We start from the raw sequence: 22,245 nt of genomic DNA on the forward strand, positions 1-22,245 counted from the left end.
CCGTCGGAGGTTGCGCGGTGCACGTCGCGGCAGCGGCCGCCGGTGACGCGGCCGCGCCGGCCGCGTCGGCCGACCCCGCCGCGGCATCGGCACCGGCGGCCGTACCGGCGTGCAGCGCGACGCCGCTCGCCAGCACGACGCTCGGCAGCGCGCCGCGCCACGCTCGCTTCATCGACCGGCGCACCGTCATTTCGACCGCGCGTGGATCTCGGCGACGTAGCCGCCGGGGAACTGCACGAGCGCCGCATCGCGGCCGTCCGATGAGAACGGCGGCACCAGCACGGTCACGCCGGCCGCTTCGGCCCGCTTCAGCGTCGCGCCGAGATCGGTCACTTCATAGCCCGTCATCTCGCGGCCGAACGGATACGGCAGATGGCCATCCGTCGCCAGCACGGTCATCTTGCCGAAGCCCGATTCGATCCGGATCCGGCGGTACGTGTCGTTCGGGCGGCCGATCTCGGTGCCCGGCGCATGGCGCACGTCCGACACGATCTTGCCGTGCGAGAACGCGACGAAATCGCGCGCGAGCTTGCTTGCGCTTTCCGGCGACACGTAGACGCGGTTCTCCGGCACCGTCTGCAGCGCGTCGTAGTTCGGCGCCTGCGTGTGCCAGTACAGCTGCATGTTGACGCCGCCCGGCCAGCGGACGATCGCGTCGCGGCCGATCGGATCGGGGAACGTCGCGACGATCACGTCGGCGCCATGCGCGCGTGCCGACTTCACCGCGACGTCCATGTCGGTGACGAGATAGCCGGTGCGCTCGTCGCAGAACGGATACGGGATCGGCGTCTTGAAGCCGAACACCGAGATCGTGCCGACCGGCGTCAGCACGAGCTGCGACATCGTCTGGCTCGGCGTCGGCGTGACCTGGAACACGCCCTGCTGCGACTTCTTGCCGCCGAACGTCGCGACGAAGCTGTCGGTGAAGCGGTCGAAGTTTTCGGGTGCGACGCACACATGGGTCGTGTCGTACTGCGGGCCGACCGCAACGGCCGGGAACCGCGCCGCGGCGGCCGGCGACGCGATGTCGTCGAGGTGGGTTTCGTCGGCCAGCGCCGGCGCGCCGGCCAGCAGCGCGGCGAGCACGGCCGACGACGCGGCGGTCATGCGCAGCAGGTTGCGCAGGTTCAATGAACTCATCGGTTTCTCCTTGATGGTGATGCGCGCGGTCCAGCGCCGCGCGCAGATTCGGATTCAGCGGGATGCAGGCCGCTCGTCCGGGCGGCCCGAGCGACAGGCGAGAAACACGAGCACCGCGAGCGGCAGCGTGCGCCGCGACCGGGCGCGCGCGGCTTCCCGCTCGGCGGGGAGACGGAGCAGCGGCATCGTTTCAGCGCGGTCATCACGACGTCACCGAATTGCGGGACTGCTGCCAGGCCGGGTCTCGTCTATCGTCGAGCACGGTCATAAGGACGAGCCCACCGATCAGCCCCAGATGTTCGAAAAACGCGTTAAGGGCCATGAAACGCGCGGTGCCGGTCACGTGCCAGAAGTCGGCGGCCACCAGCATCGCGACGAGTGCCATCAGACCGCCCAGCACGAGCACCCGAACGCGCCCCAGAAGCCCTTCGCGTCAGCCGTCGGCAACGCGCTTCCCCATGCGCTCGCGTGCGCATGCTGGTGTACGTTGCATTCATTCGCGCACGCGCACATTGCGGCGGCCGCCGCGCGTTGCAACGGCGCGCCGCTGCGCTGCGTCGCGCCCCAGCCGCCATAGCCGCCGAACTCGCGCACGGGCGACCAGTCCGGCATGGCCGGCGGGATCGGCGCGTCGTGCGATGTGAACGGCCCCGCGCCCCACACGATCTTCCCGTCGACCACCGTCAGCAACGCGGTCGTGCCGGCGATATCGTCCTCCGCGCACGCGAAGAAATCGCGATCCGGGACGACCAGGTCGGCGAGCTGCCCGACCGCGATGCGCCCTTTCTTGCCCTCCTCGTTCGAGAACCACGTCACGTACTCGGTCCACATCCGCAGCGCGGTTTCGCGATCGAGCAGGTTGCGCTGCGGATACATGCGCAGGCCACCGACCGTCTTGCCCGTCACGAGCCACGCGAGCGACACCCACGGGTTGTACGACGCGACGCGCGTCGCGTCGGTACCGGCCGATACCTTGAGCCCCTTGCCGAGCATCTTCGCGACCGGCGGCGTCGCCTCGGCGGCTTGCGCGCCGTAGCGCTCGACGAAGTATTCGCCCTGGTACGCCATCCGGTGCTGCACCGCGATACCGCCGCCGAGCGCGGCGATCCGGTCCATCGACTTCTCGGAGATCGTTTCCGCATGATCGAAGAACCAGTTCAGCCCTTCGAGCGGGATGTCTTCGTTGACCTTCTCGAACACGTCGAGCGCGCGGCTGATCGTTTCGTCATAGGTCGCGTGCATGCGCCACGGCCAGCGGTTTTCCGCGAGCACGCGCACGACGCCTTCGAGATCGTCCTCCATCTGCGCGGGCAGGTCCGGACGCGCGACGCGGAAGTCTTCGAAGTCGGCCGCGGAAAACGCCAGCATCTCGCCCGCGCCGTTATTGCGGAAATAGTCGGTGCCATCGTGGTACTTGACGCTCTTCGTCCAGTTCACGAAGTCTTCCTTCTCCGCGTTCGGCTTCTGCGTGAACAGGTTGTACGCGATCCGGATCGTCATCTCGCCCGCGTCGTGCAGCTTGCGGATCACTTCGTAATCGTCGGGATAATTCTGCGAACCGCCGCCCGCGTCGATCACGCCGGTCACGCCGAGCCGGTTCAGTTCGCGCATGAAATGGCGCGTCGAGTTGTATTGATACTCGAACGGCAGCTTCGGCCCTTTCGCGAGCGTCGCATAGAGGATCGTCGCGTTCGGGTTCGCAAGCAGCAGGCCGGTCGGGTTGCCGGCGGCATCGCGCAGGATCGTGCCGCCCGGCGGCTCCGGCGTGTCCTTCGTATAGCCGACGACACGCAGCGCCGCCGCATTCAGCAACGCGCGATCGTACAGGTGCAGGATGAACACCGGCGTGTCGGGCGCGACTGCATTGAGCTCTTCGATCGTCGGCAGCCGTTTCTCCACGAACTGATGCTCGGTGAAGCCGCCGACCACGCGCACCCACTGAGGCGCCGGCGTGATCGCGACCTGCTGCTTGAGCATCTCCATCGCGATCGCAAGCGACGGCACGCCGTCCCAGCGCAGTTCCATGTTGTAGTTCAGTCCGCCACGAATCACGTGGCAGTGGTTGTCGATCAGACCGGGCAGCACGCCGCGGCCGCCGAGATCGACCACCTTCGTCGCGCGGCCCGCGAGCGGCATCACGTCCGCTTCACTGCCGACGGCGACGAAGCGCCCGGCGGCAATCGCGACGGCCGTCGCGACGGGGTTCGCGCGGTCGAGCGTCGTGAATCGTCCGTTATGCAGGATCAGATCCGGTTGGGTTACGGTTGCGGTCATGTGCATCACCTCTTGTTGATCAGAAGCCAAACAGCTGTTTCACGGTGGGTAAGGCTTGCACGCCGATCAGCATGCCGAGCAACCCGACCAGCGCAATCAGCGGCGGTGCGGGAGAGCGAACCTTGATGGCGCTGTAAATCACACCGATCAGCAGGCCCGCACCAAGGGAAACCAGATAAGGTTCCATGCGATAAATCTCCCGGACAAATTCGAATGCAGGCGCAGTGTTCCGGCCAGCATGCCGCGGCCGGCATTCGTGTTTCGGTCACGTCCGCCGCCCGCGGCAATGGCGCCCATGCGGCGCGTTCGCATCGAACCCGCCGCACCGGCATCGGCCGTTGCAGGCCGTCTTCGCTTACTTCGCCGGAACGGCCGGAATCGACTCGTGCGGCGTCGCGGTGCGCTGCGGTGCCTTGTGGAGCATCGTGTACGCGTAGTCGACGCCCATCCCGTACGCGCCCGAGTGTTCCTTCGCGATCGCCATCACCGCGTCATACGTCTCGCGGTGCGCCCAGTCGCGCTGCCATTCGAGCAGGACCTGCTGCCACGTGACCGGCACGACGCCGGCCTGCACCATGCGCTGCATCGCGAAGTCGTGCGCAGCCTGCGTCGTGCCGCCCGATGCGTCGGCGACCATGTAGATCTCGTAGTCGCCTTCGAGCATCGCGCACAGCGCGAACGTCGTATTGCAGACTTCGGTCCACAGGCCCGACACGACCACCTTCTTGCGGCCGTTCGCGGCCAGCGCGTCGCGCACCTTCTGGTCGTCCCACGAGTTCATCGACGTGCGTTCGAGCGTCTTCTGGTTCGGGAACACGTCGAGCAGCTCGGGATAGGTGTGGCCCGAGAAGCTCTCGCTTTCGACCGTCGTGATCGTGGTCGGGATGTTGAACACCTTCGCGGCCTTTGCAAGGCCGACGACGTTGTTCTTCAGCGTCTGACGATCGATCGACTGCACGCCGAACGCCATCTGCGGCTGCTGGTCGATGAAGATCAGCTGGCTGTTGTGCGGGGTAAGTACTTCAAGCTTGGGGTTGCTCATGGCGGTGATGTCCTTTGACGCGGAGAAAAATGAGGCTCGTCTGGCCGACGAACCCCCGAGGCGTCCAATGCGCTTGTCGGAAGCGTCGGCAGCCGGCCTGCGTCATTCAATACGCGAATGCGCGACCGCACCAGTTAATTGTTCTGATTCTCACGAGCCTTGAAATTCAGGCTGAAAAGATCTGAATTTCATTGAATACGCTAACGACGAACGTGCAGACCTGCTAGGCTGGTCCAATCCTTTCGGATCGACGCCAGATCGGTAGCTATCCGTATTTTTCAGCGGCCGTCATTCCCCTCCATGCCCATGAAACCGTACACTGCTTCGCTTTTCGCCGGCATCCTCGCCGGCCTCGTTTACGCGCTGATCGGCGTGCAATCGCCGGCGCCGCCCGCCGTCGCGTTGGCCGGCCTGCTCGGCATTCTGGCCGGCGAACAGATTCTTCCCGTGGTGCGACGGATGTTCGACGGAATCCGACTGGGAACCGCATGGCGCGACGCGAAGTGCAGCCAGCACATGTTCGGCGCACTGCCCGGCGCTCACGCCGACGCTTCCGTGAAGGGCCGCGAATCGACACCGACGTGACAGGCAGACGTCGAGCGAATGCGGCGGCGACTGTCGGCGCGGAAGCGCGCGTGTCTCGGCACGTCGGACGATGAACCGTTCTGAACGGCATTGGATTCAGCATCGCTTGACGGTCCGACACCACCCGATGCCCTTGCGGCAGCGTAATGCGCAATGAAGTTGTCGTTCGACGCACTCGAAGCACTGGACGCGATCGACCGCACCGGTACGACCTTGAAATAGACACGCGACTGCGACTGTCCACCGAAGTGCTCGGCGGCAACTGGGATGCGCTGATTTCGCGGCGGGCCGATCTAATCGTCGGCGCGGCAGGCGAGCCGCCGGAACTGCGGGACATCGTGGCGCAGCCGATCGGCACCCTCCGGCATGTGTTCGCGGTCGCCCCTACCCATCCGGCCGCTGCACTGCGCGAACCGCTGTCGATGGCGTCGATCGTCGAGTATTGCGGCGCGGTGATCTCCGACACGTCCCGCGAGCTTCAGCCGCAGTCGGTCGCGCTCGATGCCGGCCAACCGTATCGCGCGGTGCCGACGCTCGCCGCGAAACTCGTCGTGTAATGCGAAGGACTCGCGGTGGGTACGCTCCCTGGCTGCATCGCGGCGCGCGCGATCGCCGAAGGCAGGCTTGTCGCGCGGAACGTGACCGGCATGCGCGACACGACCCATTGCTATCTCGCGTGGCGCGCCGACGAAGCCGGGGGCGCGCGCTACGCTGGTGGGTCGAACAATTCGGGCACCCGGACCTCGTCGACCGGTTCACCGCGCTCGCGTGACGCTGCGCTTTCCGCGCGGGGGTGCGGTCTGATGAGAAGCCCGTTCGCTTTTTCCACGTCAGGCGCTACCGCTGCTTCTTGAGCCGCGCCTTCGCATCGCCGAATGACGCTTGCGTCTTGCCGACGATCTGTTCGGCCCTGCCCGTGAATCGGCTTGTCCGATTTCCCGTGACCTTGCCAACCACCTCCTTCAGTTTGCCCCTTGCTGCCGTGATACGGCCTTTCACCTGATCCTTGTTCATGACAATGCTCCATGAAATCGACCGATGCGCGAACTGCGAATGCCCGTCCGGCACGCTGAGGCTGATCGCGGTAAAACGTCCGCGCAGGCACGGCGATTGCGCCGGTCGCGCTTGCCGGCAGCGAGTCGACGGCTGGCGTGATGCGCGCAAGGCGCGACGCACGCACGCCAGGCTCGAGTCTTCGTAACGGGGGCCGGCGCCAACGGAGGCTGTGCCCACTCGTTGTCAATCTTGCGGAGGAAGCATGCACATTCTCATTGCCGCCGGCCCGCTCGTTTCGTTGATCGCCGGCATTCTGATCCTCGTGGTACCCCGCCTGCTGAATTACATCGTTGCGATTTACCTGATCGTCATCGGGCTGCTCGGGCTGCTTGGGGGACACGTTCATTGAATCGACACGACCACGAGAGATAGCAAAATACGTGCGCGCATCGGCTGCATCGTGACGCCATGCGCGCATCCGCCCATCACGCATCTTGTACCGAGTAGCGATCGACATCGGCACTGCGGGTACGGAAGATTTTCACTCCGTCGATGGCAAATCGACTCCCAAAGGTCAGACTTTTCGCGGTTTTGCCGAACGACCGAAATAGCAACGGCGTGCGCTTTCGCGTCGCGTCGTCATGCGCCGCAGCTCCTTCCCATTCTGCGTCACGCCGTAGCTCGACAACGGCGACATCGTGCGTTCCGACACCGGCGCGGCACTGGCTGCGAAGCGATGCGGGCGGCGTGGTCGAAATAGCGCGCGACGAGTCTGCCCATCCTTGCGGGAACGGATCGTGCGCATACGTTCTCACGTATTTCAGGGAGGACAGTTCGATGAAGCCCAAGACCATTGCAATACGCCGGACTCTGGCGACACTCGTGGCGGGCGGCGCACTCATCACGGTCGGCGCGGCCTTCGCGCAAGGCTACGGTACACCGCAACCGAGGTACGAAGAGCCGCATCCTGCCCCGGGAGCGGAAATGTCGGTCACGATCGGCATGCACGGTGACCGCTACTGGGACGGCCATCGTTACTGGGAGCACGACGCATGGAGGCATCGTCACCCGCATGAACATGATCCGTGGCGGGAGCACGAACACGAGCACGAACACGAGCATCGGGAATAGTGAGGCCCCGCGGCCCGTGACCAGGATCGTGTCGCTAAGCCGACGCGCGCCGTTGCGATACAGCAGGCTCCTTGCCGTGATTCGCTCTGCCCGGCCGTCGGGTTCCGCACGCGGTTGACGCAGCGTGCGGAATTCGCGTTCACCGCGATGCGGGCGACGTACCGGTCCGGCCAGCTCGCCAAGCGAGGAAGCCGAGCGCCGCGAGCGGCAGTGCCAGTGCCCAGAACCCCGCGTACAGGTACGCACTCGCGCCGGCGCCCGCGCCGAGCGCGAAACCAGCAACCGGCGCCAGCGTGCGCCGCAGCCGCGCGCGCGCGGCTTCGCGCTCGGCCGGCTCGGCGATCGGGACGAGCCAGTCGAATGCATCGATGACCGCCTGCGTGACATTGCCGGTCATCACGGTATTCGCGACCACCGAGCGCGCGGTCAACCGGCCGTGCGCGTTCTGCACGCCCATCGCGGCCGCACCCAGCAACCCGCAGACGATCGTCGCGGGCGCATCGGCGCTGCCGATCGGCGACGCCGCGACGCCCGCGAGCATGAATCCGGCCAGCAGGATCGTCTGCAGCGCGTACAGCGAGCGCGCCCGCGCGCCATGTCCGTGCGCGCGCATCCGGTGGTCCAGTATGCGGGCGGCCACGATTCCCGCGATGAATGCAGGAAACGCGAGCCACTTGATCAGCAGACCCTGGCCGGCGCCGGCCAAGCCCGAGCCGATCAGGATGAAGTTGCCGGTGACGTGCGCGGTAAACAGGCCGAACAGCGCGACGAAGCCGAGCGTGTCGACGTAGCCGGCGATCGACGCGAGAAACACATCCTCGCCGAGCAAGCGATCCGGCGCCGCCGCGCCCGCTGCCGTTACTTGCGCCGGCTGCATGTCGTGGCCTCCGCGGTTGGGTCGGCGGCGCCCGCAGCGCGGACCTGCGCCGCGCGCGGGCGCGACTGCGCATGCACGAACGGGATCGCATGCTCGCCAACGACGATGCCGCGCACGCCCGCAAGCGTGATCAGCGGCGGCGCGGACGACTGCCCGCGCACGAGGTAATACAGGAGGCCGGCTGCGATGCCGGCTCCCAGGAAGATCAGATAAGACATGTTCCGTTCCGGTTGCGCCGCGGGCCCGGCCGGCCGAAAGGCTTCGGCCTCATGCCGCGGTTCGCGAACAAGGCTACGGAATGCGAGCCTGAAAGTCATGGCGGCGAACTGAATTGTTCTGAACGCGCCGGCCGACCGGCACGCGCGGCGTGGCTGGCTTCGCGATGCTCGTCTTGCTATTTTTCGATCGATAAGTGCAGAATGGGCGGCATTCAGGAGCCGACGCATGACCGAAACCAAGCGCAACGCAGCGCCCCGCACGCGCGGGACGACCGCCGACGAGCCTACCGGCACGCCGGGCCGCCGCCTTACACCGGAAGCGCGCGAGCGCCAGATCGTCGAAAAGGCGGTCGAGCACTTCGCGACCCACGGGTTTTCCGGCAGCACGCGCGAGCTGGCGCGGCAGATCGGCGTCACGCAGCCGCTGCTCTACCGGTATTTTCCGAGCAAGGACGCATTGATCGACCGCGTGTACGACGAGGTCTACACGTGGAATCCCGACTGGGAAAAACTGATCGCCGATCGCTCGGTGCCGCTGCAGCAGCGGCTCGTCGCGTTCTACCGGTCGTATGCGCAGACGATCCTGCGGCGTGAATGGATCCGCACGTTCATCTTCGCGGGCCTGAGCCGCGAAGGCTTCAACACGCGCTATCTGTCGCGGCTGCGCGAACGCGTGTTCCTGCCGGTGCTGCGCGAGCTGCGACATGAGTACGACATTGCGACGCCGGCGTCGGAAGCGCAACGCAACGCGGAAATCGAACTGGTGTGGAGCCTGCACGCGAGCATCTTCTATCTCGGCGTGCGCAAGTGGGTGTACGGCCTGCCGGTGCCCGACGATCTCGACGCGGAAATCGAACGGCAGATCGATGCGTTCCTGAACGGCACGCCGGCGGCGCTGCAGCGCGTCGCGGCCGACGCGCCCGCGAAACGCCGCCGCGGGTGAACCGCGGCGCGTGCCGCGCGCGTGCGCTCAGGCAGCTTCAGAACGATTCAACCGCTGCGTGCGTCGCTTGCCCTATGCTCGGCACATCATCGGGCGCTTGCCGCACCGCGCACCGTCCGCATCGAACCGGGATTCGCCGATGACGACCGACACGCGTGCGCTCGCCCATCACACCGTCACGGCGAACGGCTTCCGCCAGCACGTCGTCGATGCGGGCGAACGCGCCGTCGTCGGGCTGCTGCACGGTGTTCGCGACGCCCGTTTCGCTTGGCGTCACGAGATTGCGCATCATCGGGGGAACATCGGATGGGACATGGATCGGGCCGCACGGCCATCATCGTCGGCGGCTCCGTCGGCGGGCTGTTCGCGGCGACCGCGCTGCGCGCCGCCGGCTGGCGCGTGAGCGTATTCGAGCAATCGCAGCACGAACTCGACAGCCGCGGCGGCGGCATCGTGCTGCAGCCGCCGATCGAGCGCGCGTTCGCGTTCGGCGGCGTCGCGATGCCGAACGATGCGGGCGTCGATTCGATCGACCGGATCTACGTCGACGCACGCGATCGCATCGTGCAGCGCATCGCGATGCCGCAAACGCAGACGGGCTGGAACGTGATCTACACGGCGCTCAAGCGCGCACTGCCTGCCGGGATCGTGCACGCGGGCGACGCGTTCGAGCGGCTCGAGCAGGATGGCGAGCGCGTCGTCGCGCACTTCGCGAGCGGCCGCGTCGAGACGGCCGACCTGCTGATCGGCGCGGACGGCGCGCGTTCGACGGTGCGCGCGCACGTGCTGCCTGGCGTGCGTCCGATCTATGCGGGCTATGTCGCATGGCGCGGGCTCGTCGACGAACAGGCGCTGCCCGAACAGGTGCTGTATCTGCTGCGCGACCGGTTCACGTTCCAGCAAGGCGACCGCCATCTGTTCCTGACCTATCTGGTGCCCGGCGCCGACGGTGCGGTCGAGCCCGGCAAGCGGCGCGTGAACTGGGTGTGGTACCGGCGCCTCGCTTCCGACCGGCTGCCGTCGCTGTTTCTCACACGCGACGGCACGCAGCGCGACGGATCGCTGCCGCCCGGCGCGATGCGCGACGACAACCGCGCGGAACTCGTCGACGCCGCCGACCGGATGCTCGCGCCGACGCTCGCCGCGCTCGTCGACGCGACACCCGCACCGTTCGCGCAGGCGATCGTCGATCTCGCGGCCTCGCGCATGGCCTTCGGCCGCGCCGTCCTGCTCGGCGACGCAGCATGCATCGTGCGCCCGCACACGGCGGCGGGCGTCGCGAAAGCCGCGGACAACGCGGTCGGTCTCGCCGAAGCATTGCGCGACGTCGCACGCGGCACCGCGCTCGATGCCGCGTTGGCGGGCTGGGAGGCAAGTCAGCGTGCGGCCGGCGCGGTGTTGTCCGCGCGCGGGATCGCGCTCGGCGCGCGGCTGATGGGCACGGCGTGACGGTTCTCGGGCCGGGTGCCGACCGCCGCGCGATGCGGCTCGAACCCGGGATCCAGCGCGCGCAGCACGCTGGCGCGCCCGCCGTCGTCGTCGGGCAGTTGCGGCTGCCCGCGCGCGAAAGCCGGGGCCGGAGCCGAGGCCGCCGCGAGCAACGCGGCGATCGCCAGCCCCATCGCGCATGCCGATATAGCGCCCCGCTTCATTGCACGCTCGCAGTCGACACGGAGGCCGACGTCGCCGCCATTGCCGCGGGCTGGTCGCCATGTGCGATCGCATACAGCTCGCGATTGCGCGCGATCGTCTCCGTGCTCGGCGGATAGTCCAGCTTCGGCGTCGGCAGCGTGCCGTCGCGCTCCGCCTGGATCAGGTCGGCGCGCACGTCGGCGCGCGTGAGCGTATGGTCAGTGGTTTGCGCGAATGCGAAGATCGGTGCGCTCAGTGCACAGGACAGCAGGGCTGCACGAATCAGCTTGTTCATGATGTTCACCTCTCGAGATGGCGTGTTCGCGTCCGCAGATCAGGCCGGACATCCGCTCCGCATCGATGCGATGAGGAGTGGTGTCCATTCTGCGATTCGCGCGCTTTCCGGAAGGTGATGCTTCGATTACGGTCTTGTCATCTGATCGCGGCCGCCAGTCGGGCGCAGGCCGACCTGCTTCGTCGAGCGCGGCGCACCTGCGGCAGCATCGCGACCTGGCCCGACGGCAGTGTCAGTCAGCGCGCAACGGTCTCCGCGTTTCGGACGCTGCCCAGAAACCGCGTCAACTCGATCGTCTGCGGCCGCTCGAAGATTTCGTCGGCCGTCCCGCTCTCCCACACGCGTCCTTGATGCATGAACACGATCCTGTCGCTCACCGCACGCGCGAAGTTCATCTCGTGGGTGACCATGATCAGCGTCATGTCCTCGCGCGCAAGCTGCTCGATCACGCCCAGCACCTCGCCGACGAGCTCGGGATCGAGCGCGGACGTGATCTCGTCGCACAGCAGCACGCTCGGCTTCATCGCGAGTGCACGCGCGATCGCCACGCGCTGCTGCTGGCCGCCCGACAGCTGTTCCGGCAACATGTCGAACTTGTCGCCGAGGCCGACGCGCTCGAGCATCAGTTCCGCAATCGCGCGCGCCTGCTGACGGTGTGACTTCTTCACCACCAACTGCGCGAGCATCACGTTCTGTATGGCGCTCAGGTGCGGAAACAGGTTGTATTGCTGGAACACCATGCCGACCTTCAGCCGCAGCGCGCGCAGGTCCGCATGCCGCGCATCGACGCGTTCGCCGTCGACCGAAATCGTGCCCGCGTCGATGCTCTCGAGCCCGTTGAGCGTGCGCAGCAGCGTGCTCTTGCCCGAGCCGCTGCGGCCGATGATCGACACGACCTGCCCGCGCTCGACGGAGAAATCGATGCCCTTGAGCACATGATGGGTGCCGAAGTTCTTTTCCAGACCACGGGTTTCAACGAGCGGCATGCCATCTCCTTTGCAACGTGCGCGCATAGCGGGTAAGCGGATAACAGAGCGCGAAATAGATCAGCGCGACGAGGCCATACACGACGAACGGCCGGAACGTCGCGTTCGAGATCGCGATGCCGACCTTCGTCAGCTCGGTGAAGCCGATGATCGACACGAGCGCCGTGTCCTTCACGGCCTGCACGCCGAAGCCGACGGTCGGCGCGATCGCGATGCGCGCGGCCTGCGGCAGGATCACGTGACGCAACTGCTCGACGTAGCTCATCGCCAGACTCGACGACGCCTCCCATTGCCCCTTCGGCACCGCCTCGACACAGCCGCGCCAGATCTCGGCCAGATACGCGCTCGTGAAGAACGTGAGCCCCGCCGTGGCCGCGACCCACGGCGAAACGTCGAGCCCGACGAGCGGCAGCCCGAAGAACACGATGAACAGTTGCATCAGCAACGGCGTGCCCTGGAACACTTCGATATAGAGCTTCGCGACGCCGCGCAGCACCGTCGAATTCGACACGCGCATCACGAGCAGCCCGAGGCCGACCAGGCCGCCGGTCACGAACGACACGAGCGACAGCACGATCGTCCAGCGCGCGGCGAGCAGCAGGTTCGCGAGAATCTGCCCGAACGTGAAATCGGTCATCGCGCACCTCGCATGCGTCGGGAGAACAAGCGGCGGCCCATCGCACCGAGCGTCGCGCGCAGCAGCAGCGCCATCGCCAGATACGAAAGCGTGATCACGAAGTACGTCTCGAATGCGCGGAAGTTGCGCGACTGGATGTAGCCGGCCGCATAGGTCAGGTCGGCCACCGAGATCTGCGACACGACCGCCGAACCGAGCATCGTGATCACGATCTGGCTCGACAGCGCGGGAAACACCTTGGCGAGCGCCTGCGGCAGCACGACATGGCGCAGCATCTGCGCGCGCGACATCGCCAGCGCGGACGCCGCCTCCAGATGCCCCTTCGGCACGGCGGCCACGCCCGCGCGCACGATCTCGACCGAGTACGCGCCGAGATTGAGCGTCATCGCGAGGATCGCGGCCGTGTATTCGTCGATGTGCACGCCGAGCGCCGGCAAGCCGAAGAAGATGAAGAACAGCTGGACGACGAACGGCGTATTGCGAATCGCCTCGACGTACGCGCCGATCAGCGGGCGAAGTTTCACGGCCGCGCGCGCGTCGGCGCTGTACGCGGCCGCGCCGAGCACGCCGACGGCCACGCCAAGCACGGTCGCGACCGCGGTCAGCGCGAGCGTGATCGCCGCGCCGCTCGCGAACACGCCGGCGTAATCGGCAAGCTCGCCGAATTGAAGCTGGTAGCTCATGGGTAGTGGGTCAATTCAGGTCCGGACAACGACACGCGCCGCGCCGGACATCCCGGCCGCGGCGACGTGTCACGCGACACGGCGATTCGTCACAGTCCGGCCGGCAACGGCTGGCCGAGCCACTTGCGCGACATCTCGCCCAGCGCGCCGTCCTGCTTCGCATGCGCGATCGCATCGTCGATCTTCGCGAGCAGCCGCGGTTCGTTCTTGTTGACGCCGACGAAGCACGGCGAATTCTTGATCACGAACTTGACCTCGGGGCGGCGCGGCGGATTCTTCGCGAGAATCGCCGCCGCGACGATGTTGCCGGCCGCGATCAGTTGTACCTGCCCCGACAGGAACGCCTGGATCGTCGCGTTGTTGTCCTCGAAGCGCTTGATCGTCGCATTCGGCGCGAGCTGCGACAGCGCGATCTCCTCGAGCGCGCCGCGCGTCGCGCCGACCGTCTTGCCCGTGAGGTCGGCGGGCGTGCTCACCTTCACGTCGGACGGCCCGAACACGCCCTGGAAATACGGTGCGTATGCGGTCGAGAAGTCGATGACCTTCTCGCGCTCCGGGGTCTTGCCGAGCGACGAGATCACCATGTCGACCTTGTTGGTCGTCAGGTACGGAATCCGGTTCGCGCTGTTCACGGGCACCAGCTTCAGCTTGACGCCGAGCGACTTGGCGAGGAGTCCTGCCATGTCGATGTCGTAGCCCTGCGGCTGCATGTCCGTGCCGACCGAACCGAACGGCGGGTAGTCCTCGGGCACCGCGACGCGCAGCGTGCCGTTTTTCGCGATGGTGTCGAGCGCATCGGCATGGGCCGGCGCGGCGGCGAACAGCGCGATCGCGGGGGCGGCGAGCAGCGCAGCCAGCCAGGTGCGTCGGGGGAACGGTCGGGTCGTCGGGCTCACGGTGAATCTTCCTTGTCTGGTATGTCGTCGGGCAGCGCGCAACCGTTGCGCGGCCAACACCACTCCAGCAAAAACCGGGCCATTGCCGTGAAACGCTTGTCGCACCGGCACGAGACGGCAATTTCGCGAACCTTTCGGTGAGCCGAATTCCTCATTTCGGTGCATGAACCGGCGCCGTCCGTAACGGTTGCCCTCGCAGCGCGCGCCGGCGCACCAAATTAACTGGCCGGTTCACCCACCGCCGAGGCTCCCATGCACGGATTCGAACAGGCTCAGTCCAAATTTGCATTCCGTTTGTGACGGGAATTACGGCTGAATACGTTCGCGACGTACCGTGCGTTTCGCCATGCTCGGCGAATCGCAATCAGGAGCGGCGCGCTTGATTCCGCGCGCAGGCCCTCCGGTACGGTGCGCCCGATCGTCCCGCGATCGGGATCAATCCAATCCCATCCGTGCGCGAGGATACCGTCATGGCATCGATTCCCGACCCGTCGACAACCGGCGAAACCGACAAACGCAGCTGGCTCGAATCGCACGAAGCCGGCTATCACAAGACCCTCGGCAATCGACAGGTGCAGATGATCGCAATCGGCGGGGCCATCGGCACCGGGCTGTTTCTCGGCGCCGGCGCCCGGCTGCAGGCCGCCGGCCCGGCGCTCGCGATCGTCTATCTGGTGTGCGGCGCGTTTTCGTTCCTGATCCTGCGCGCGCTCGGCGAGCTCGTGATGCATCGCCCGAGCAGCGGCAGCTTCGTGTCGTACGCGCGCGAATTCCTCGGCGAGAAGGCGTCGTTCGTCGCGGGCTGGATGTACTTCCTGAACTGGGCGATGACCGGCATCGTCGACATTACCGCCGTCGCGCTCTACATGCATTACTGGGCGCCGTTCGCGGCCGTGCCGCAGTGGATGTTCGCGCTCGTCGCGCTGTGCATCGTCGCGACGATGAACCTGATCGGCGTGAAGTGGTTCGCCGAGATGGAGTTCTGGTTCGCGCTGATCAAGGTCGCCGCGATCGTGCTGTTTCTCGTGATCGGCGCGGCGATCCTCGGCACCGGCATGCCGGTGGCCGGCCATGGCACCGGCATGCATCTGATCACCGACAACGGCGGGTTCTTTCCGCACGGACTGATGCCGGCGCTGGTGCTGGTGCAGGGCGTGGTGTTCGCGTTCGCGGGCGTCGAGCTGGTCGGCACGGCCGCCGGCGAATGCAAGGATGCGCGCAAGGTGCTGCCGCGCGCGATCAACAACGTGATCTGGCGCATCGCGATTTTCTACGTCGCGTCGGTCGTGCTGCTGGTCTGCCTGCTGCCGTGGAGCGCGTACAAGGCGGGCCAGAGCCCGTTCGTCACGTTCTTCGGCGCGCTCGGCGTGCCGGGCATCGGCTCGGTGATGAACCTGGTGGTGCTCACCGCCGCGCTGTCGAGTCTCAATTCCGGTCTGTATTCGACCGGGCGCGTATTGCGTTCGCTGTCGATGGGCGGCTCGGCCCCCGCGTTCCTCGCGCGGATGAGCGGGCAATCCGTGCCTTACGCGGGCATTCTCGTGACGGTCGCGATCTATGTGGTCGGCGTGCTGCTCAACTACCTCGTGCCGTCGAGCGTGTTCGAGATCGTGCTGAACATCGCGTCGCTCGGCATCATCAGCACATGGGGCTTCATCGTCGTGTGCCAGATGAAGTTTCGCGCCGCGGTCAGGCGCGGCGACGTGGAAGACGTGTCGTTCAGGATGCCGGGCGCGCCCGTGACGTCGTGGCTCACGCTGCTGTTCCTGCTCGGCGTGCTGGTGCTGATGGCGTTCGACTACCCGAACGGGACGTGGACGATCGCCTCGATCCCGCTGGTCGCGCTGCTGCTCGTGGCCGGCTGGAACTGGCTGAGCCGCCGCGCGCGCCGTGCGTTGCTCAAGCCGACGATTCCGTCGGTCACGCTCACGCAGAACGTGCTCGAAAACGGCGAGAACTGACTCGCGGCGGCATGCGCGCCGTCCGTTGAAGGAACCGCCGTCGGGCCGCGGACGGCGGTCGACCGCCGCGTTCAGTGATGCTCGTACAACGGCTGCGTGTCGAGCGACGCGAGTGATGACGTGGCCGTCTTGGCCGCGTCGGTCGGCTGGGCCGCGGCCGATTGCGATTGCTGCGCGGCGACCTTCGCTTCCGCAGCCTGGATGTCGTCGGGATAGTACGGATCGGTACCGACCGGCCGATAACCGGCCGTTTCGACGCGGACCAGATCGGCGCGCACGTCGGCCCGCGTGACCGCATGGTCGGTGGTTTGCGCAAATGCGACGATCGGTGCGCTTAGCGCACAGGAAAGCAGGACTGCACGAATCAGGTTGTTCATGATGTTCACCTCTCAAAGATGGCGTGTTCGCGTCCGCAGATCAGGCCGGACATCCGCTCCCCATCGATGTGATGAAGAGTTGGGTGCATTCTGCGATTCGCGCGCTTTCCTGAAGGTGAGGCTTCGATTACGGTTTTGTTATCCGGCCGTATCCAGTCCGATCACCGAGCGGACGCGCCCTGTTCGACGATGGCCCGACTCATGTCCTCGCTTGACACCGGCTTCTCGGGCTTCTTCACGACGCCCTTCAGCGATGCAAGCGAGCGCGTGGCCGGGTAAATCTCATACCGGCCCGTTGCCTCGTTGAAGCTGAATTCGATCCGGTCTCCGGACTCCAGGCCCAGTTGATTGCGGACGTCCACCGGAATGGTGACCCGCCCCTTTGACGTGATAGTGGCTGCTGTCATTGCGGCACCTCCAGTATTCTTACTTTCTTGTAAGGAACATGAAAAAGCAAGGGCGAGCCGCAGGCAACCAAACGCCGTCGATGCCGCCCGCACAGATAACGGTTTCGTAATCCTCGAGTCAGGGTCGGGTCAACGCCGCGCCGGCAGACTGCGTGCTCGTCGCATCGAATGCGCATCCGAGCCCTGCTTCGAGGAGCACCATCATGTGGATCGTCCGGCTGGCGTTACGCAGGCCCTACACGTTCGTCGTACTCGCGCTGCTGATCTTCATCGCGGGGCCGCTCGCGCTGCTGCGCACGCCGACGGACATTTTCCCGAGCATCGACATTCCGGTCGTCAGCATCGTCTGGTCGTACAACGGCTTCTCCGCGGAGGACATGGCCAAGCGGATCACGTCGAACTACGAACGCGCGCTCACGTCCGACGTCGACGACATCGAGCACATCGAGTCGCAGTCGCTGAACGGCGTGTCGGTCGTGAAGATCTTCTTCCACCCGGGCGCCGACATCAATCGCGCGATCGCGGAAGCCGCGAGCAACGCCGCGTCGATCCTGCGCATCCTGCCGCCCGGCACGCTGCCGCCGAACATCATCACGTACAACGCGTCGACCGTGCCGATCCTGCAGCTCGGGCTGTCGAGCGACACGCTCGCCGAGCAGCAGCTGTACGACCTCGGCAACAGCTTCATCCGCACGCAGCTCGCGACCGTCCAGGGCGCGGCGGTGCCGCTGCCGTTCGGCGGCAAAATCCGCCAGATCGTCGTCGATCTCGATACGCGCGCGCTGCAGGCGAAGGGGCTCGCGCCGATCGACGTCGTCAATGCGATCAACGCACAGAACCTCATCCTGCCGGGCGGCACCGCTAAGATCGGCACGCACGAATACAACGTGCAGATGAACGGCAGCACGCAGACGGTCGCCGCGCTGAACGACCTGCCGGTGAAGACGATCGGCGGCAACGTCGTGTATGTGCGCGACGTCGCGCACGTTCGCGACGGCTACGCGCCGCAGACCAACATCGTGCGCGCGGACGGCAAGCGTGCGGCGCTGCTGACGGTCGAGAAGACCGGCAGTACATCGACGCTGACGATCATCGACCAGGTGAAGGCGATGCTGCCGAAGATCGCGGCCGGGCTGCCGAAGGCGCTGCACATTTCGCCGCTCGACGATCAGTCCGTGTTCGTGAAGGCCGCCGTTCAGGGCGTCGTGCGCGAGGCGCTGATCGCCGCGTGCCTGACCGCGCTGATGATCCTGCTGTTTCTCGGCAGCTGGCGCGCGACGCTGATCATCGCGATCACGATCCCGCTCGCGGTGCTCACGTCGCTGCTCGCGCTGTCCGCGCTCGGCCAGACCATCAACATCATGACGCTCGGCGGGCTCGCGCTCGCGGTCGGCATTCTCGTCGACGACGCGACCGTCGCGATCGAGAACATCACGCATCATCTCGAGCTCGGCGCGCCGCTCGAGGAGGCCATCCTGACCGGCTCGGGAGAAATCGCGGTGCCGACCTTCGTGTCGACGCTGTCGATCTGCGTCGTGTTCGTGCCGATGTTCCTGCTCAGCGGCGTCGCGCGCTATCTGTTCGTGCCGCTGGCCGAGGCCGTGATCTTCGCGATGATCGCGTCGTACTTCTTCTCGCGCACGCTGGTGCCGACGCTCGCGATGGCGCTGATGCGCGTCAAAGGCAGCGGCCGGCCGCCGCGCGGCGTATTCGCACGCATCGCGCGTTTCCAGGCCGCGTTCGAGCATCGCTTCGAAGCCGTGCGGCTGCGCTATCGCGCGCTGCTGTCGGCGGCGATCGCGCGGCGCCGCCGCTTCGCGTCCGCGTTCCTGCTCGCCTGCATCGCGTCGACGGGCCTCTACGCGTTCGCGGGACAAGACTTCTTCCCGACGGTCGACACCGGCGAGATCCGCTTGCATCTGCGCGCGCCGACCGGCACGCGGATCGAGGAAACCGCGCGGATCACCGACGAAGTCGAAGCGAAGATCCGCAACGCGATTCCGGCCAACGAACTCGCCGGCGTGCTCGACAACATCGGCGTGCCGGTGAGCGGGATCAACCTCACGTACGACTCGTCGGACCCGATCGGCACCGAGGACGCCGACGTGCTCGTCACGCTGAAGCCGAATCACGCGTCGACGGCCGCCTACGTCGCGAAGCTGCGCAACGTGCTCGCGCAGGCGTTCCCCGGCGTGACGTTCGCGTTCCTGCCGGCCGACATCGTCAGCCAGATCCTCAACTTCGGGCTGCCCGCGCCGATCGACATCCAGATCGTCGGCAACAAGCTCGACCAGAACCGTGCGGTCGCGAATGCGCTGCTCGCGAAGCTGCGCAGCGTGCGCGGGCTCGTCGACGCGCGCATCCAGCAGCCCGGCGACGAACCGGCGATCAACGTGAACGTCGATCGCACGAAGGCGATCCAGGCCGGCCTCGAACAGCGCGACGTCGCGCAGAACCTGCTGATCGCGCTGTCCGGCAGCTCGCAGACGACGCCGAACTTCTGGCTCGATCCGCGCAACGGCGTCAGCTACCCGGTGCTCGTGCAGACGCCGCAACACACGGTGAATTCGTTGCAGTCGCTCGCGAACGTGCCGCTGCCCGCCGGCACCGCGCGCTCGCCGCAGACGCCGCCCGGCGGCCCGGCCGCGGGCGCGCCCGCGCAGAACCTGCTCGGCTCGTTGGGCACGTTCTCGCGCGCGACGCAGCAGGCCGTGGTGTCGCACTACAACGTGCAGCCGGTGCTCGACATCTTCGCGTCGGTGCAGGGGCGCGACCTCGGCGGCGTCACGGGCGACGTGACGAAGCTCGTCGACGCCGCGCGCGCGCAACTGCCGCCCGGCTCGTCGATCGTGCTGCGCGGCCAGGTGCAGGCGATGCACGAATCGTTCGCCGGCCTGCTCGGCGGCCTTGTGCTCGCGATCTCGCTGGTCTACCTGCTGATGGTCGTGAACTTCCAGTCGTGGCTCGATCCGCTCGTGATCGTCGGCGGGCTGCCGGCGTCGCTCGCCGGCATCGCGTGGATGCTGTTCGTCACGCGCACCACGCTGTCGGTGCCCGCGCTGACCGGCACGATCCTGTGCATCGGCATCGCGACCGCGAACAGCATTCTCGTCGTGAATTCGGCGCGCGAACTGCTCGCGGCCGGCGAGCCGCCGTGGCAAGCCGCGCTCGACGCTGGCTTCAGCCGCTTCCGGCCCGTCGTGATGACCGCGCTCGCGATGCTGATCGGCATGTTGCCGATGGCGCTCGGCCTCGGCGACGGCGGCGAGCAGAACGCGCCGCTCGGCCGCGCGGTGATCGGCGGCCTCGCGTTCGGCACGGTGTCGACGCTGCTGTTCGTGCCGGTGCTGTTCGGCTTCGTCCACGCGTGGCTCGCGCGGCGTCGCGACGCCGCGGCCGCGCGGGGTGCGCAGCACGCGCCCGATACGCCGGCGCTGCGTTGAGCGCGGACGGCCGCCCTTTCTCATCCTTCGATTCGCCCGAACCCGGACCCACAATGAACGACTCGATCGAACCCGTCGCCCCGCCGCCTGCTGCCGAGGCGGACACTTCGGCCACGCCAGCCGCTCCGGCTACGCCGACCGCTCCGACGACCTCGGCCACCCCAGCCACCACCGCGGCCTCGCCGCCCATCACACACGACGCAACCCGTGACGCGGCACGCGACGTGCCGCCCGGCCGCCGCGGCCGCAAGCGCGCCGTGCCGCTCGCGGCCGTCGCGCTCGCCGCCGCGCTGCTCGCGCTCGGCATCGTGCCGCGTATCGATGCACGCGCCGCGCAGCGTGCGCAGGTGGCCGTGCAGCAGGCGCTGCCGGTGTCCATCGTCGTGCCCGGCGCGGCGCCGGCCGACCAGACGCTGACGTTGCCCGGCTCGGTCGCGCCGTATGCTGACGCATCGATCTATGCGCGCACGAGCGGCTATATCGCGCACTGGAGCGCCGATCTCGGCACGCACGTGAAGGCCGGCCAGACGCTCGCGCAGATCTCGGCGCCCGATCTCGACGCGCAGCTGCGCCAGGCGCGCGCCGACGAAGCGAGCGCGCAGGCGAACTACGACTACGCGAAATCGACCGCGCAGCGCTGGCAGGACATGCTGAAAACGCAATCGGTGTCGCAGCAGGACACCGACACGAAAGTCGCGGACATGAACGCGAAGCGCGCGATGCTCGCGTCCGCGCAGGCGAACGTCGCGCATCTCGCCGAACTCGTGTCGTACGAGTCCGTCACCGCGCCGTTCGACGGCGTGATCACCGCACGCAACGTCGACGTCGGCACGCTCGTCACCGCGGGTGGCACGCCGGGCAGCCCGGGTTTGTCCGGCGAACTGTTCCATCTCGAACAGACGGACACGCTGCGCGTGTTCGTCGACGTGCCGCAGGACAGCGCGACCGGCGTGTCGGCCGGCACGGCCGTCTATCTGACGACGCCGCAGTATCCGGGGCGGCGCTTTGCCGCGCGTGTCGCGCGCAGCGCGGGCGCGATCGATCCCGTCACGCGCACGCTGCGCGTCGAGATCGACGTCGACAACCGTGACGGCGCATTGATGCCCGGCGCGTATGCGCAGGCGCATCTCGTCTTGCCGAGCGCGGCGCCGGCGCTCGAACTGCCGGTCAGCGCGCTGCTGTTCCGCCCGAACGGCGTGACGGTCGCTACCGTCGGCGCGAACGGGCGTACGGCGCTGAAGACCGTGCAGATCGGGCGGGATTTCGGCACGCGCGTGGAGATCGTCGCGGGGCTCGCGGCGACCGATCGCGTGATCGACAACCCGGGCGATGCGATCACGGCTGGGGAAGCCGTGAAGATCGTGGCGGCGGCGCGCGATGCGGCGCCGGTGGCTGCTTCGTCCGCTTCGTCCGCTTCGTCTGCTCCGTCCGCGCAGTCCGCGCAGTCCGCGCAACCACCGTCCGCGACCGGCGCGCGCAACGTGCCGCCGCTGCGCGCGGCCGGCGCCCCGCCGGCTGCGTCAACGCCCGCTCCGGCGCCTGCCCGCGGCTGACCCATCGACGACGACTCACGAGAGACCTGCCATGCGCCTTCCTCATCCGCTCCCGTTCGCCCGCCGCGCCGCCGCGCTCGGCGCCGCCGCGGCATTGGCCGCACTGACCGCCTGCTCGACGCTGCCGCCCTATTCGCCGCCCGCCGTCGCGGTGCCCGCCCACTACGCG

25 protein-coding genes and 2 pseudogenes are annotated in these 22,245 nt (G+C 67.2%); 9 read left to right on the top strand and 18 right to left on the bottom strand.

Annotated features, from left to right (window positions below):
* Window positions 1-186 precede the first annotated feature (186 nt).
* From O1Q03_RS37910 to O1Q03_RS37930, 5 genes and pseudogenes are all read right to left on the bottom strand, one after another.
* Complete coding sequence (locus O1Q03_RS37910) at window positions 187-1,140, bottom strand: glyoxalase (RefSeq protein ID WP_269510816.1); 954 nt, start codon at window positions 1,138-1,140, stop codon at window positions 187-189.
* Between the two features lie 202 nt (window positions 1,141-1,342).
* Window positions 1,343-1,531: pseudogene (locus tag O1Q03_RS37915) on the bottom strand (hypothetical protein); the annotation flags it as partial.
* Entirely contained in the window at window positions 1,525-3,414 is a 1,890-nt protein-coding gene (locus tag O1Q03_RS37920; protein WP_269510818.1) for an amidohydrolase, read from the bottom strand. The gene O1Q03_RS37920 and the pseudogene O1Q03_RS37915, both read right to left, overlap by 7 nt.
* A 19-nt stretch (window positions 3,415-3,433) precedes the next feature.
* On the bottom strand, window positions 3,434-3,601 hold the full coding sequence (locus tag O1Q03_RS37925; RefSeq protein WP_014725963.1) for a DUF1427 family protein: 168 nt from the start codon (window positions 3,599-3,601) through the stop codon (window positions 3,434-3,436).
* 168 nt (window positions 3,602-3,769) lie between these two features.
* A complete protein-coding gene (locus O1Q03_RS37930) occupies window positions 3,770-4,456 on the bottom strand; it encodes a hydrolase (protein WP_006498490.1) in 687 nt (228 codons plus the stop codon).
* A 306-nt stretch (window positions 4,457-4,762) separates the two neighbouring features.
* On the opposite strand from O1Q03_RS37930, the gene O1Q03_RS37935 reads away from it, so the two are divergent.
* Window positions 4,763-5,041 carry a XapX domain-containing protein gene (locus O1Q03_RS37935; protein WP_269510824.1) on the top strand — a complete coding sequence of 93 codons (279 nt, stop codon included), beginning with the start codon at window positions 4,763-4,765 and terminating at the stop codon, window positions 5,039-5,041.
* Window positions 5,042-5,247: 206 nt separating this feature from the next.
* Window positions 5,248-5,813 (top strand): annotated as a pseudogene (locus O1Q03_RS37940) (LysR substrate-binding domain-containing protein); the annotation flags it as partial.
* A 65-nt stretch (window positions 5,814-5,878) separates the two neighbouring features.
* Here the strand turns inward: O1Q03_RS37940 and O1Q03_RS37945 are convergent.
* Complete coding sequence (locus tag O1Q03_RS37945; RefSeq protein ID WP_269510826.1) at window positions 5,879-6,055, bottom strand: CsbD family protein; 177 nt, start codon at window positions 6,053-6,055, stop codon at window positions 5,879-5,881.
* 244 nt (window positions 6,056-6,299) lie between these two features.
* Between O1Q03_RS37945 and O1Q03_RS37950 the strand changes: the two genes are divergently transcribed.
* Window positions 6,300-6,446 (top strand): DUF3096 domain-containing protein, encoded by a 147-nt coding sequence (locus O1Q03_RS37950; RefSeq protein WP_269510828.1) that lies wholly within the window; start codon window positions 6,300-6,302, stop codon window positions 6,444-6,446.
* Window positions 6,447-6,522: 76 nt separating this feature from the next.
* Here O1Q03_RS37950 and O1Q03_RS37955 read toward each other — a convergent pair whose 3' ends face one another.
* Entirely contained in the window at window positions 6,523-6,885 is a 363-nt protein-coding gene (locus O1Q03_RS37955) for a hypothetical protein (RefSeq protein WP_269510830.1), read from the bottom strand.
* Here O1Q03_RS37955 and O1Q03_RS37960 point away from each other — a divergent pair.
* Entirely contained in the window at window positions 6,875-7,168 is a 294-nt protein-coding gene (locus O1Q03_RS37960) for a hypothetical protein (protein WP_269510832.1), read from the top strand. The two genes, O1Q03_RS37955 and O1Q03_RS37960, sit on opposite strands and share 11 nt — an antisense overlap.
* A 139-nt stretch (window positions 7,169-7,307) precedes the next feature.
* On the opposite strand, the gene O1Q03_RS37965 is transcribed toward O1Q03_RS37960, so the two are convergent.
* Together O1Q03_RS37965 and O1Q03_RS37970 are read right to left on the bottom strand one after the other, a co-directional pair.
* Window positions 7,308-8,045, bottom strand: coding sequence for a YoaK family protein (locus O1Q03_RS37965; RefSeq protein ID WP_269510834.1), 738 nt, complete (start codon window positions 8,043-8,045; stop codon window positions 7,308-7,310).
* Window positions 8,027-8,263, bottom strand: coding sequence for a DUF1427 family protein (locus O1Q03_RS37970; protein WP_269510836.1), 237 nt, complete (start codon window positions 8,261-8,263; stop codon window positions 8,027-8,029). Before O1Q03_RS37970 ends, O1Q03_RS37965 begins: the two co-directional genes overlap by 19 nt.
* A 226-nt stretch (window positions 8,264-8,489) precedes the next feature.
* On the opposite strand from O1Q03_RS37970, the gene O1Q03_RS37975 reads away from it, so the two are divergent.
* Complete coding sequence (locus tag O1Q03_RS37975; RefSeq protein ID WP_269510838.1) at window positions 8,490-9,206, top strand: TetR/AcrR family transcriptional regulator; 717 nt, start codon at window positions 8,490-8,492, stop codon at window positions 9,204-9,206.
* Window positions 9,207-9,243: 37 nt separating this feature from the next.
* On the opposite strand, the gene O1Q03_RS37980 is transcribed toward O1Q03_RS37975, so the two are convergent.
* Window positions 9,244-9,450 (bottom strand): hypothetical protein, encoded by a 207-nt coding sequence (locus O1Q03_RS37980; protein WP_269510839.1) that lies wholly within the window; start codon window positions 9,448-9,450, stop codon window positions 9,244-9,246.
* 62 nt (window positions 9,451-9,512) lie between these two features.
* Between O1Q03_RS37980 and O1Q03_RS37985 the strand changes: the two genes are divergently transcribed.
* Complete coding sequence (locus O1Q03_RS37985) at window positions 9,513-10,655, top strand: FAD binding domain-containing protein (protein WP_269510840.1); 1,143 nt, start codon at window positions 9,513-9,515, stop codon at window positions 10,653-10,655.
* On the opposite strand, the gene O1Q03_RS37990 is transcribed toward O1Q03_RS37985, so the two are convergent.
* From O1Q03_RS37990 to O1Q03_RS38015, 6 genes are all read right to left on the bottom strand, one after another.
* On the bottom strand, window positions 10,583-10,858 hold the full coding sequence (locus O1Q03_RS37990) for a hypothetical protein (protein ID WP_269510842.1): 276 nt from the start codon (window positions 10,856-10,858) through the stop codon (window positions 10,583-10,585). The two genes, O1Q03_RS37985 and O1Q03_RS37990, sit on opposite strands and share 73 nt — an antisense overlap.
* A complete protein-coding gene (locus O1Q03_RS37995; protein ID WP_269510843.1) occupies window positions 10,855-11,133 on the bottom strand; it encodes a DUF4148 domain-containing protein in 279 nt (92 codons plus the stop codon). Before O1Q03_RS37995 ends, O1Q03_RS37990 begins: the two co-directional genes overlap by 4 nt.
* Window positions 11,134-11,369: 236 nt before the next feature.
* Window positions 11,370-12,119 (bottom strand): amino acid ABC transporter ATP-binding protein, encoded by a 750-nt coding sequence (locus O1Q03_RS38000; RefSeq protein ID WP_269510844.1) that lies wholly within the window; start codon window positions 12,117-12,119, stop codon window positions 11,370-11,372.
* Window positions 12,106-12,756, bottom strand: coding sequence for an amino acid ABC transporter permease (locus O1Q03_RS38005; protein WP_269510845.1), 651 nt, complete (start codon window positions 12,754-12,756; stop codon window positions 12,106-12,108). Before O1Q03_RS38005 ends, O1Q03_RS38000 begins: the two co-directional genes overlap by 14 nt.
* Window positions 12,753-13,439: an amino acid ABC transporter permease gene (locus O1Q03_RS38010; protein ID WP_269510847.1), complete on the bottom strand. Its 687-nt coding sequence runs from the start codon at window positions 13,437-13,439 to the stop codon at window positions 12,753-12,755. The genes O1Q03_RS38005 and O1Q03_RS38010 overlap by 4 nt, the downstream gene beginning before the upstream one ends.
* Before the next feature lie 89 nt (window positions 13,440-13,528).
* A complete protein-coding gene (locus O1Q03_RS38015) occupies window positions 13,529-14,335 on the bottom strand; it encodes a transporter substrate-binding domain-containing protein (protein ID WP_269510848.1) in 807 nt (268 codons plus the stop codon).
* Window positions 14,336-14,805: 470 nt separating this feature from the next.
* Here O1Q03_RS38015 and ansP point away from each other — a divergent pair, with 470 nt between their 5' ends.
* Entirely contained in the window at window positions 14,806-16,296 is a 1,491-nt protein-coding gene (gene ansP / locus O1Q03_RS38020; RefSeq protein WP_269510850.1) for an L-asparagine permease, read from the top strand.
* A gap of 71 nt (window positions 16,297-16,367) precedes the next feature.
* On the opposite strand, the gene O1Q03_RS38025 is transcribed toward ansP, so the two are convergent.
* The gene (locus tag O1Q03_RS38025; RefSeq protein WP_269510851.1) at window positions 16,368-16,673 is read right to left on the bottom strand and encodes a DUF4148 domain-containing protein; all 306 of its coding nucleotides are present in this window, start codon (window positions 16,671-16,673) and stop codon (window positions 16,368-16,370) included.
* 161 nt (window positions 16,674-16,834) lie between these two features.
* On the bottom strand, window positions 16,835-17,080 hold the full coding sequence (locus O1Q03_RS38030; RefSeq protein WP_269510853.1) for an AbrB/MazE/SpoVT family DNA-binding domain-containing protein: 246 nt from the start codon (window positions 17,078-17,080) through the stop codon (window positions 16,835-16,837).
* A 203-nt stretch (window positions 17,081-17,283) separates the two neighbouring features.
* On the opposite strand from O1Q03_RS38030, the gene O1Q03_RS38035 reads away from it, so the two are divergent.
* Both O1Q03_RS38035 and O1Q03_RS38040 read left to right on the top strand, forming a co-directional pair.
* On the top strand, window positions 17,284-20,523 hold the full coding sequence (locus O1Q03_RS38035) for an efflux RND transporter permease subunit (protein ID WP_269510855.1): 3,240 nt from the start codon (window positions 17,284-17,286) through the stop codon (window positions 20,521-20,523).
* A 53-nt stretch (window positions 20,524-20,576) separates the two neighbouring features.
* Window positions 20,577-22,076, top strand: coding sequence for an efflux RND transporter periplasmic adaptor subunit (locus tag O1Q03_RS38040; RefSeq protein WP_269510856.1), 1,500 nt, complete (start codon window positions 20,577-20,579; stop codon window positions 22,074-22,076).
* The last annotated feature ends 169 nt before the right edge of the window (window positions 22,077-22,245 follow it).

Source organism: Burkholderia sp. IMCC1007, from assembly GCF_027257875.1.
In the GTDB taxonomy this organism is placed as follows: domain Bacteria; phylum Pseudomonadota; class Gammaproteobacteria; order Burkholderiales; family Burkholderiaceae; genus Burkholderia.